At 60.2% G+C, this 11,020-nt stretch carries 12 protein-coding genes; 6 read left to right on the top strand and 6 right to left on the bottom strand.

All coding sequences use genetic code 11. From position 1 onward, the window contains the following. Together G6N74_RS31110 and G6N74_RS30110 are read right to left on the bottom strand one after the other, a co-directional pair. A partial coding sequence (locus G6N74_RS31110) for a recombinase family protein (RefSeq protein ID WP_446685597.1) occupies positions 1–240 on the bottom strand: 240 nt, incomplete at its 3' end. Positions 241–280: 40 nt separating this feature from the next. After that, on the bottom strand, positions 281–643 hold the full coding sequence (locus tag G6N74_RS30110) for a helix-turn-helix domain-containing protein (RefSeq protein ID WP_165121678.1): 363 nt from the start codon (positions 641–643) through the stop codon (positions 281–283). Positions 644–1,771: 1,128 nt separating this feature from the next. Between G6N74_RS30110 and G6N74_RS30105 the strand changes: the two genes are divergently transcribed. After that, positions 1,772–2,014 (top strand): hypothetical protein, encoded by a 243-nt coding sequence (locus tag G6N74_RS30105; protein WP_165121677.1) that lies wholly within the window; start codon positions 1,772–1,774, stop codon positions 2,012–2,014. A gap of 263 nt (positions 2,015–2,277) precedes the next feature. Here G6N74_RS30105 and G6N74_RS30100 read toward each other — a convergent pair whose 3' ends face one another. Beyond that, positions 2,278–2,583, bottom strand: coding sequence for a hypothetical protein (locus tag G6N74_RS30100; protein ID WP_165121676.1), 306 nt, complete (start codon positions 2,581–2,583; stop codon positions 2,278–2,280). On the opposite strand from G6N74_RS30100, the gene G6N74_RS30095 reads away from it, so the two are divergent. The 3 genes from G6N74_RS30095 to G6N74_RS30085 all read left to right on the top strand — a co-directional run bounded on the left by G6N74_RS30095 (position 2,573) and on the right by G6N74_RS30085 (position 5,997). Next, complete coding sequence (locus G6N74_RS30095) at positions 2,573–3,427, top strand: M48 family metallopeptidase (protein WP_165121675.1); 855 nt, start codon at positions 2,573–2,575, stop codon at positions 3,425–3,427. The genes G6N74_RS30100 and G6N74_RS30095 overlap by 11 nt on opposite strands. Before the next feature lie 552 nt (positions 3,428–3,979). Beyond that, on the top strand, positions 3,980–4,291 hold the full coding sequence (locus G6N74_RS30600; protein WP_312857953.1) for a DCC1-like thiol-disulfide oxidoreductase family protein: 312 nt from the start codon (positions 3,980–3,982) through the stop codon (positions 4,289–4,291). Next, positions 4,288–5,997: a DUF4166 domain-containing protein gene (locus G6N74_RS30085; protein ID WP_205826934.1), complete on the top strand. Its 1,710-nt coding sequence runs from the start codon at positions 4,288–4,290 to the stop codon at positions 5,995–5,997. The genes G6N74_RS30600 and G6N74_RS30085 overlap by 4 nt, the downstream gene beginning before the upstream one ends. Here the strand turns inward: G6N74_RS30085 and G6N74_RS30080 are convergent. After that, on the bottom strand, positions 5,913–6,620 hold the full coding sequence (locus tag G6N74_RS30080) for a DUF4166 domain-containing protein (RefSeq protein ID WP_165121674.1): 708 nt from the start codon (positions 6,618–6,620) through the stop codon (positions 5,913–5,915). The two genes, G6N74_RS30085 and G6N74_RS30080, sit on opposite strands and share 85 nt — an antisense overlap. A gap of 120 nt (positions 6,621–6,740) precedes the next feature. Continuing rightward, a complete protein-coding gene (locus G6N74_RS30075) occupies positions 6,741–7,901 on the bottom strand; it encodes a hypothetical protein (protein WP_165121673.1) in 1,161 nt (386 codons plus the stop codon). Between the two features lie 413 nt (positions 7,902–8,314). Between G6N74_RS30075 and G6N74_RS30070 the strand changes: the two genes are divergently transcribed. Beyond that, a complete protein-coding gene (locus tag G6N74_RS30070) occupies positions 8,315–9,007 on the top strand; it encodes a hypothetical protein (RefSeq protein ID WP_165121672.1) in 693 nt (230 codons plus the stop codon). Positions 9,008–9,018: 11 nt separating this feature from the next. Continuing rightward, positions 9,019–10,284, top strand: a complete 1,266-nt coding sequence (locus tag G6N74_RS30065; protein WP_205826933.1) for a HEAT repeat domain-containing protein — start codon at positions 9,019–9,021, stop codon at positions 10,282–10,284. A gap of 314 nt (positions 10,285–10,598) precedes the next feature. Here the strand turns inward: G6N74_RS30065 and G6N74_RS30595 are convergent. Then, positions 10,599–11,020: hypothetical protein (locus tag G6N74_RS30595; protein WP_205826932.1), on the bottom strand; the 422-nt coding region annotated here is incomplete at its 5' end.

Raw genomic sequence — 11,020 nt, 5'->3', positions numbered from 1 at the left:
AAAATTGAACCCGGCCGCCAGATGCTGGCGGGCTCTGGCAAGCTTGTAAGGTGTTACGACGGCTTGGCGGCCGCCGCGTCGACCACGTTCCCCCGCAGCTTGCAGGCCGGCACGGGTCCTTTCACGGATAAGATCGCGCTCGAACTGCGCCAATGCCACACCGTGAGGATATTGGAGTATGGATTGTGCAGCTCGAATCGATGACAAGGGGCCGCCCCAAGCGTCAGCGCTCGCATCCATTGGGTTCTGATTTGTTGCCGAACATCCGCTTCGATACTGGTTATGGGAACAGCAAGTCGACGGGCACACAAAGGGCGTCCGCGATGGCTTTCAGCGTTCTGGTCGAACCGGTCTTTCCCGAGAGCTCCATCTGAGACAGCATGCTCGGCGTTATACCAGCAAGCCTTGCAAGATTTCGGCCACTCAACCCCCGCCATTGCCGTATAGCGCGAACCGGATTTTCACCGTTGGTGATCCTCGTTAGGACCACTTTCGGGACGGAAAGCGCATCCGGCTGATTCTTCCTGATCGGTTCAAGTGCTTTGGCTGCAGTGTGAGCCACCAGACGATACTGCGTTTCCGGAAGGATCACCAGGCGTTCTCCGCCATTTGGATGATCAACAAACTGCAGATCGAGCTTCATGGGCCACCCTTTAACGCGTTGTCAACTTACCGAGCCCAGCCCAAAGTAATAGGTAAACAAACACGGTTAACAGCTAGTTAAAGGCTGGGTGGGCCAACAAATCTAGGAACGGCGGCGACCGTTCCGGTCACCTGCCTCAGATTAAGAAGCTCGCTCTTTCGATCCTTTGAAAAGCTGGCGCCTTGAGTGCGGCTTCCGACAAAGCCGTCCATGCATTCCCGGTTGGGTGGTTAGAGCCTGCTGAACCGATTTGGATCCGATCTGCGAACTTACCATACTGGCCCGTGGCATGTGAAAGCCACACCTGAAAGGCCTGACATACGACCGCGACCCACCCATGACCGCATCATGCGCAATTGAGACCTGTCAGGCGCTTCCTGTGGCGCCTTTCGCGTTTGGCGCCAGCTTGTCGATACCAGACAATACTCCCAGCAGTGCCGTTTGAATCTTCTCCAGCTTACGCCATAGTGTTCCTTATACGCTCCTAGTAACCGCCTCCACCACCATCACAACCGCCACCATCCACTCCGCCACCGCCGTCGCCTCCAAAGCCGTTGTGCGGGCGCGTAATCCAAATCAACACGCAGCCGGCGGCGAAGGCGAGTAACCCGGCTCCAACAATAACGATCATGTAGCTCGGCATCGCGGCATCCTTCGTCGGTTGTCGCTACCAAGGATAGCCGGACCGCCGGTTGGAGGCAAATCCAGCGACGTCACTGGCAAGGCCGATCACGTTCCGGAAAATTACGCAACAGAATCAAGGTCTGCACAACCTCTAATCGCGGATTGGTAATTGCTCACCTCCTTATGCGTTTACGCAGGGCAACGGGGCGGCCTGGATGGGTTTTGACGAGAGCGTCGATGGCCCGTCGCCCGGCGGGTTCGAATGGCTGCCCTGAACAAAGCGGCGTGGCGTCAAGAATGGCCGGGTGAGCAGGATTATCCGTACGAGAACTTGTCGAGCGTAATTTTGTGCAATCGACAGTCAGGTCTTCTGGCGATCCTTCCTGGACTGTGGGGATGCAGCGCGAACTTGTCGAGGAACCTCGGGGTCACAAGCGCGTTTCGTTCCGCAAGCACTACAAGCACTACCGGATTTAGAATGCACATCCTATCCAGGACACCGCGATGCCTTTCACGTATCTGTCTGATTTTCTGAGTTCCTCTGATGTTGCCATGCTTTCCAGGGTTTATGAAACAACCAGGCGGCCTGCTGATACGGTGGTCGATCGTGAGACCCGTGCGATGGCCATTCTTCATCTCTTTCAATCCGGGATCGCAAAAGAGAAAGATCTGATCCGCGTGATCGCTTCAAATGCCTACGGCGAGGTTTACGATCTTCCGGCGACAGGCAGGAAAAACTGGGCGTAACGCCACTTTGAATCGTTGGTCACAGCGATGAGGCTGTACGTGATCTGGTTAGGGCGCGGCGTCAGGCTAAAAGGCGATCTTGTTGTTGCGCGGCAGATGTTGCTGGGGTTTCTGTCACGGCAAGGCCGCCGCTTTCCGGGTCGGACGATCTGGACGCGAATGCGTTGGCGTTGGCTTAGTGGGCAGGCTTTTCCCTCACCACATCAGCAGTCCGTCTTTGGTGGCGTTCGCCGTATCGAGGAGGAGCGGGAAAAAGCTGGAGGTCAAGCCGCAAGGCAAACTTGATGGCCGCCGGTTCCGGTGCCATCTCGATCATGATCGCTGGCGTTGGCGAATTGTCCGCCGGCATGATTAGCGGCTGGATCAAAGCCCACCTCAGTACGCCAGCATGCCCAATTCTTCGCCTCAATTGTCAGCGCTTGTCGCCGGATGACTGCTCCCTGCGTCAGGGCTGTGCCTTCTGCTTTCAGCAGATTTTGTGCATGTGGAACAAGCATTGGTTGCAATTTCAACTCGAGCTGTATATCGGCGAGTTGATTGTTAGAGGAGAATTGCACCGTGGATTTCAAGGTTTCGAGCTTCCGTCACCCGAAGGAAAAGTTTTACGGATCGCTCATGCTCGCGGTCGGTACGCTCGTGTGGCTCGTTATTGCCGCGGTCGTCGTCGCGGGCATGCTCTCCGGTAATTTCTGGCATGTTGTGCTTATCGTCATCTATGGGTTCCTAATCTGGTTTGTTGCTTTTGTGGCCAAGGCGCTTACCCGCGCCTACATGTTTGGCCATTTCGTTAAAGTGGGACCGCAGCAATTCCCCCATCTGTACAAGATGGTGGAAGAAGGTGCTCGTGCCGTTGGCCTCAAAGAGGCGCCGGTGACGTTCGTCTACAATTCCAGCGGCGTCATGAATGCCATGGCCCTGCGACTGGTGGGCCGTCATCGCTATGTCTGGCTAACATCCGCGCTGATCGACGCAGATAGCGACGAGCAGGTTCGCTTTGTTGTTGGTCACGAACTCGGACACCACGTCGCCGGGCATCTGGACGAACCGGGCAGCTTCCTGCGTCTGCCAGCGCATTTCGTGCCGTTTCTGGGAGCGGCCTATTCGCGCGCTCGCGAATTGACTTGCGACCGTGTTGGTGCCTGGCTCGCTCGCGATCAAGCCGCCAGCCGCACGGCCTTGCAGATGCTCGCCTGCGGTAGCGCCAAGCTCAATGGGCAGATGAACGCCGATGCATTCCAGAGGCAGGAAGTCGAGGTTCCCTCCATCGCCGGTTTCATTCTTCATATCTTCTCGCACTATCCGAGGCTGACCCGTCGTGTTGAAGCGATTACTGAGTGGTACGGCACAGGGCAATCGGCGCGCCAAGCCGACCCCGCGACGACCGGTGGGCGTCTAGAGCCACGGCTGGCCTAGGCCCGCGTGTTTTAGTTGGAGGCACTGCGAAATATCCGCCAACACACTCGGCATTTCACGGGGAAGCGTCGAGAATTACGAAAAAGGTACTCAGCGAGAAGGTGGGACGTCCATCATTCCGAAAGCCATTGCGTTGGTGTGTGCGGCTCTTTTCCATGGGAGTGAGGGGCCATGTGAGACGCCCATCACCGCAAGAGCAACCGATTCGACGTTAGGTGCAGGGGAAAACCTAATGTCCGGAGGCGGTGAGCCGCTCGATTATCTGTGGCGACAAGGGAAACAGTGAAGCCGGCGGCCATTATTTGGCAACGGCGTCGACGAGCCCGGTAAATCCTGCTTGGATAGGCGGACAGAGTTCATTCCGTGGCAAAACAAGCCAAAAATCGAGCAAGAAGAACGAGGAGAGCTGATGGACGCTACGTTCCGGCGCGAATCCCGATCGGAAGGCGGCCCGGACAGTTTGATGGTGTTCGACGGTTTGTGCAATTTCTATTCCGCGCAGGTGCAACTCATCCTGCGTATGGATAAGGCCGGTGTGGTCCGCTTCACCTCATCCAGTCGCCCTATGGCAGGCACTTGGCGGCACGTTTCGGCATCGATCCGGACGATCCCTCTACTTTTCTTTTCTTCGATCAGGGCCAGCCGCTCGAAGCGAGCGATGCGGTGATCGCGACGGTACGACGCCTGCCGCGCCCATGGCGGTGGCTGACGATGCTGCGCTTTATCCCCCGTCCAATTCGATGCGGCCTATCGCTTGATCGCACGCAATCGGTATCGCCTGCTCGGAAGGGGGAGGCTTGCATGGTTCCGCCGCCACATGTGCGGGCGCGCTTTGTCGACGACATCCCGCTGGGCAAGCCGTGAGGCGGCGCGTCGTCCTTGTCGGCGCGACCGGCACCTTCGGCAGTCGGCTGGCCGCCATGCTGGCCGAATTCCCCGAGATCGAGCTGGTGCTCGTTGCGCGGCGGGAGGGCGCGTTGGAGACGCTGCGCAGATCGCTTGAGCAACAGGGCGCGGCGGCACATATCGTGGCACGGCCGTTCGATAGATCGCAGCCGGAAAAACTGGCGGAGCTTTCGCCTTGGCTCGTGGTCGACGCTGCGGGTCCGTTCCAAGACAGCGATTACCGCCTCGCGCTCGCGGCTGTACGGTTGGGCGCCCACTATGTCGATCTCGCCGATGGCCGCGACTATGTCGCCGGCTTCGGGAGCGCGCTCAATGATGCGGCGCGCAAGGCCGGCGTGCTTGCGGTTACCGCTGCCAGTTCAACCCCCGCGCTGTCTCACGCGGCCCTCGAGATGCTGGTGGAGGGATGGCGACAAGTTGACGATGTCGTGGTCGCGATCTCTCCCGGAGCACGCGCGCCGCGTGGCCTGTCCGTGGTGGAAGCCATCCTGTCCTATGTCGGGCAGCCGGTGCGCGTCTTCGACAGTGGCGACTGGCGTACCGTGCCTGGCTGGTCGGGCCTGCGCACTGTACATATGCCGGGCCTCGGCAAGCGGTTCGTCTCGATCTGCGAGACTCCCGACCTTGATCTCCTCCCCGAACGCTTCCCCATTCGCCGCAATGCGCTTTTCAAGGCAGGGCTGGAGGTGCCCGTTATGCATCTCGGCCTAGCACTGCTCGGCCTTCCGGTGCGCTGGGGGCTTTTGTCTTCCCTGCGCCCCCTCGCCAAGCCCTTGCGGGCGCTCTCCGGCATTCTTGCGCTGCTTGGAACCGACCGCGGCGGCATGAGCGTCGAAGCTCTTGGCCATGATGCCGAAGATCGCCCGACGCATGCGCGATGGGCACTTTGGGCGGAAACCGGCGCAGGGCCGCATACGCCGGCCGCTCCAGCCGCCGCCATGGTTCGCGCGCTGATCGACGGGCGCGAGACGCGGCGTGGCGCCATGGCCTGCGCCGGGATGCTGGAGCTCCGCGACATCCTGCACGAACTCGCACATTTGCCGATCCTTACCCGTGCCGATGACGGCCTGCCGGAAAGCCCCGTCCTGTTCGAGCGCCTTCTCGGCCGGAGGTGGAGTGGGCTGCCGGCGTCCGTCAGGGCGGTGCATGGTGGCGGACATCTCTCGGTCTCCGGTCGTGCCATCGCTCGCATCGGTGCGAACCTCCCCGCCCGGCTGCTGCGGCTGCTGCTCGGACTGCCATATTCGGGAAGGCATAAGGCTTCCGTCACGTTGGAGCCGGCCCTCGATGGAGAGAGGTGGACGCGCCGCTTCGGCAGCTCGCAATTCGCTTCTCTGCTAACCGACACGAGGCGGAAGCGGCTTGGCCTGTTCGAGGAGCGCTTCGGCCCGCTGCGGTTCACTTTTGATCTGCGGCCAACGCCCGCCGGTGTGAGCTGGGAACTTTGCGGCTGGAGCGTCGCTGGCTTGCCACTACCCGGATGGCTGGCGCCGCGCATCAGAGCCGGTGCCGAGGGTGCGGGCGGCCTCTATCGCTTCCGCGTCTTGGTCGCGCATCGATGGATCGGGCCGCTTTTTGCCTATCGTGGAACGCTCGTTCCCGCGGCCTCCGGCATATCCGACGATGCAACGTCTTCGTCGCCGAGCGTGAAGCTGCCGCTGTAGCGGAACAGTTCACCGAACAGCGGATGCGTCAGCGTCATGCGCATGCTGAAGCGCTCGGCATCCACCGGCCGTTCCTCGATATAGGCACGGCCGAGCACGAGCCCCATCGGCAAGGGTACGTCCACGCCGAACAGCCGCCAGATATAGCCCTCGCCGCGGAACACGAGCGCGCCGTCCTCGGCTGTCACTTTCAGTCGCATGCCCACCCCGAAACGCACGAACTCGATCACGCCGCTGCCACTGGCACGCTCCATATACGAGCGGAAATGAAAGGGTGGACGGCCGGCGAAGTGGAACACCCGGTCCCAATGAATGGTGCCGTCCTTGGGCTGGGCGTTGTAGTGGACCTCGATCGGCACATCCGTGCCGCGATAGGGCACCAGCGCACCGAATATCCGGGCAAGGGGAATCAGAAAGCTGGCCACGGCATTGTGCCGGACCTCATGCATCGTGCCCTTGACGCAGATATAGTCGTCGCTGAAGGCGCGCAGGAAGTAATGACGTCTGACGACCTCGCCGAGACGGTGCCAATCCTTGCCCAGCACCTCCTGAAAGACGGGCTTACGGACGGAGCCGTTCGGTTGAGATGCCTCAATAGGCCGGTTCTGTGCCCTGTTCGTCATGCTAAATCATCACCTGTATTCAGTGATGCGTCTGCGCACCATGTCAAGCCCCGCTTCAGCCAAGGTTTTCGTGGGACATCGGAAGCTTGGGGAAGACTGAAACCGGCTCGGACATGGCGACTATCGGCTCTCCGTCATCGTTCTTACGAGTTTCGCGCTGATCAGGTCATAGGCCGTCAGCCCCGGCAGGCGCGAGAAGAAGGTGTTGCGGTCGGCTGCAGGAGCCCAACGCGACCACAGGCTCAGCACATAAAGGCGGCCGTCGTGCCAAATGAGCGTAGCGAGAATTTCACCTATATCCTCGCCCGCCTTGTTCTTCGCGGAAAAGCGGAAGCTGCGCGACACGACGCCAGATTCGAGCATGTCTGGATCCTCGCTGCCTTGAAGCAGCACCGGACGTTCGGCATCGGGCCACTGCTGGATAAAATAGTCGCCGATGAGCGTGGGGCCGAGTTTTTCCAGATCGGGTTGCTCCTTCCTCTCCTGTACTGCGAGCCAGAGGAGCCCCGTGTCTTCGCCGCTGTTGTTCTTGCGCAGCAGGTGCAGTTCGGCAGGCAGATGTCCGTGAAAATCGTTGATCGGAACCTGCCAGACGTCGGGAACGCTCAGCGTCGTCTTGTCCGCGCCGATCGTCACAGGGATCTCTCGCATCATATTGCGATAGCCGGGGGAATGGCCGTCGGCGAAGACGATGCTGGAAATGAAGGTCTTATAATAGTCCTGCGCCTGGTTCGCCCGGACGTCGAGCTCGTCCTTGTCCGTCACGCCGCTGACATCGAACAGGAAATGGGTCACGAGCATCTTGTTGCCGCGCGTCATGCAGCGGCTGAAGACGCCGCCGATCGGTCGGTTCTCATCCGACTTCTTTGCGAACAGCTCTGCGTCCGAAAGGTCGGGCTCAGCGCGCCTGGCGCGGAGCGTATACCCGGCGATCTCCGCCTCATGCGCACAGACACGCGACGCAGCGGCGGGCGCCATGAGATCGAAGGCCTGGATCGTGACCTCGACGGGCGTGCCGGCCTTTGCGGGATAGATCTTGCCCACAATCATGATCCTGCCCAAAGTGCCCGCCTCGCGGGGCGGCATCGTGGTCGTTTTGACCGAAGCATCGGCGGGAACGGCGGCCTCGAAAGCGAGATCCTCCGCGCCGAAATCGAAGCGCTTCTTGACCCAACCTTCACCGGTCGACTCGGCCTGTCTCGCGGCTGCCGGCGTCGTTATGACCGCGAGTGCAAGCCAAGCGCCAATCAGGGCATTAGCGGTTCGTCCCAGTACAGACATTGTCTCTCCTTGCATTTGCGCAAGTGGGCGGCTCCTTCAGAAGAAGGGCGACACCCCTCGCGTTCGTGGGCATAGATCGGCCCCATGTGCCAGTGACGAACATCGGTGGCGCGCGGATATGCCGTATCGGAACCCACCGTGCAGAACAGTCTGTCGTCTTCGGTCGATAGTCGCCCCCGCTCCGGGGAATAACTATCGTTCCAGTGCTCGCGCGAAACGGTCCATCATGGGCGCCAGCGGGTCGAATTTCTCTTCTGTCATGCCTTCTCGCGAAGGAATCGCCTCCGCTTTGTCACAACCTTATCGGATTTTTTCTGAACTTTTCATGTGGCGATAAATCTCAAGTGATTTTCACGCGAATTTAGAGCGCGATCGGAAACTGCTTCAGACATCACCCCGAATGTTGAGATGCAGTGAGCGTGATGATCGCTGGGATCGCATCGTTCATCGGCGCTTCCGCGATGATGATCTGGCTTGCCGACATGGTGTGCTTACCCAACTCGAGGGATGGCGTCTGGTTGCTCCTGGCGATTCTTCGGCTCGGGGCACTGCCAGGTGAATTCATTATATCGATTGAGCTGACGCGTTTTGGTGCGGTCTCCGGCACGGACTGGCCGATCACCGGCATTGCCATCGCTCTTGCGGTTGCGATGATTGTTGTCGCCAACAAGCTGCTATCTGGAAGAGATGACGAAGCAAGGTCAGCTATTTCATTGGCGGTTCTGCTGTGGCCCCCATTTCTCGCCAACACCGTTGCGGGCTATCTGATCACCGTTCCTGTGATCCTCGCCCCCGAACTGCTGTCCGATGCCCCGTGGCTGCTGAACGCGACGGCTCTGACGCTGACCGCCATTCTCATCCCGTTCTTCGTATACGCCTATTCCCGGCTCCTCCTGGGCCAGCCCGATGTTGCACGCAGGAGCGAAACCAGATCGATCCTGCTGGTGGTGACCGGTATCCAGGTTCTTGTATGCGTGGGAATAGGCCTTCTGAAACAGGCTGTCCCTTTTTCGTTCATCCCCGGTGGCGGGATGCTTATCGTTTGCGTCACGGTTCTGCTGGCCCTCGGACACTCGCTGCGGAAGGCGCCGCCCGTCGCGCGGTGAGACTCGATAAGATGATTGTTCCGTTGGCTACACTTCTCCGCGCGATACAACGTTTTATGCTGGTTTCGGCGGCGTTGTGCCTTCTGGCTACTTCCGCCCTGTCGCAGCAAAACGAGAACGCCGATGCGACGGCTCTCTGGAAGTCGTTGAGCACCCGCGATTTCGCAACTGATGTGGACGCGGACCAGGCAATCCGCGCCTTTGTTGGCCACGGGGAGAAGGCTATCGCCGTTCTTGCCGCCGCGCTGCCCGAAGCGCGCGAGGATGACGAATTCATCGACATCACCTATTTTACAGCGATCATCTTGAGCCAGGGGCGGGTTCCGGGTGGCTCGCCGGTCAGTCTGTCGCTGCAGATGATCGGGCAACTCGCCGCTCTGTTTGGACGTTCGGACAATCAGCAGCTACGCGCCAATCTGGTGAACATCGCGGGCATGCTCGGCCCCGATGCGGCGCCGATGATCGACGGATTGATGACGACCCTGCGGAACGCTTCCGATCCTGGGATGCGCGCCTCGACCCAGTATGCGCTCGGCGCAGTCGGGGGCGCGATCCTGCCTGTACTCTACGCCGAATTGCGCCACGGGAAAGACGAACGTCTGCTCGGCGACATAACCCAGATCTTGCGTGGCTCCACTCTTCCGGATGATATCGTGACGCGCATCGAGGCGTTGCTGCAATCCGGCAATGCGGAGGTCAGGGAGCAGGCGATCAAAGCCTTGCGCGATCTGGGAATCGACAGCCGCAGGCTGAGCCAGGCCGCCGCCGCCAATCTAGCGACCGCTGAAACCGATCAGAAGCATCTGATGGCCGCATCGAAGCTTGTCGCCCTCAAAGGACCTGCCGACATCGACGTGCCGGCGCTCGATGATGCGCTCGTCGCATTCGACGACACGCGCCGCAGTTCGGAACGGGTCGAGATCGCCCGGTATCTCGCCCTTGCCGGGCCGCGGGGCCTGACAGCTCTTGCGAAGACGACGAAGGCAGCACGCAGCCAGGAGGAGCGTTCCGATCTGGTCTTTGCTCTCGGTATCTTCGCCGCTGCCGAGCCCGCCGTCATCGAGGCCCTGATCGTCTCCGCGTTTCACAGCGATGATGAGCGGACACGGCAATCGGCGATGATGGGTCTCATCCGAGTGGGTGACCCGGCGGTGCCGGCGATCGAGGACGCGATGAACCGGTGGCCGGACCCCGATTACCGCCGCCACCTGGAAATGGCGCTCGCCGCCATTCGCGCCGCCGGGAGGTCGGACACGCCGAATGAAACGGGGAAGTGAAGCACAGATCCGAAGTATGCTGGCGGGAAGCGCCCTTGCCCTCCTGCCGAACGCTGTTCAGGTGAATGCCGGGATCATGGACAATCCAAGATTACCGCCTCTTGCTCCCGCGACGAAATTCCTGCCGAAAACGGCATCGGGCCAGTGAACTCCGATCGCATCGAGAAATGGCTCTCGGCCCAAGGCTTGGTTTCCAACGGACTATCGATCGAAAGATAAGCCGGAGCTGGACTCGCATGAACGTGCCCGTCGTGGCTCGGATCGACCCTTCGTTGGATGAACCCGCCTGGCAAACGGCGGATTTCACGTCGGCTTCAGTGGTTGGCTTCGTTGTGGAGTGGTTCGAAGCGGCCACGCCATAGCACTATGCCGAGGTGAAGAGCGGGGACTAGCAATGCCATTCCGCTGGCATAGAAAACTGCCATCTTCAGGCTGCGTTCGTCCGGCATGCTTTCGCCGACTATGAATGTGGTAAAGAGGAGCGGCATGGCGCAAAGGCCCAACCCTCGGAAGAACTGCCGTCGCCGCAGCACCAGTAGGGAAGGCCCCCGACGCAGATAAGCTACCGACATAGAAAGGAAATCGTATAGAGCAACAAGCCCGGAACCTGAGAGTGCAAGGCCCAACGCTCCGAATACCGTCATCTGTACGGACACCTTCTCCCAGGTGAGAAGCGCGCTTAGAACGGAAATAAGAAGGGGCTGTCCTAGGAGATTTGTTCTCTTAGGATGGCATA

The sequence above is a fragment of the Mesorhizobium zhangyense genome, assembly GCF_011045115.1.
Taxonomy (GTDB): Bacteria; Pseudomonadota; Alphaproteobacteria; order Rhizobiales; family Rhizobiaceae; genus Mesorhizobium_M; species Mesorhizobium_M zhangyense.
Note: the sequence above shows the minus strand (reverse complement) of the source record. Positions and strands in the feature narration are given on the sequence as shown.

Bases quoted from the DNA above. Each gene is read 5' to 3' on its own strand.
- G6N74_RS30110 (WP_165121678.1), bottom strand. From the start codon at position 643: ATGAAGCTCGATCTGCAGTTTGTTGATCATCCAAATGGCGGAGAACGC.
- G6N74_RS30105 (WP_165121677.1), top strand. From the start codon at position 1,772: ATGCCTTTCACGTATCTGTCTGATTTTCTGAGTTCCTCTGATGTTGCC.
- G6N74_RS30080 (WP_165121674.1), bottom strand. From the start codon at position 6,620: ATGACGAACAGGGCACAGAACCGGCCTATTGAGGCATCTCAACCGAAC.
- G6N74_RS30075 (WP_165121673.1), bottom strand. From the start codon at position 7,901: ATGTCTGTACTGGGACGAACCGCTAATGCCCTGATTGGCGCTTGGCTT.
- G6N74_RS30065 (WP_205826933.1), top strand. From the start codon at position 9,019: ATGATTGTTCCGTTGGCTACACTTCTCCGCGCGATACAACGTTTTATG.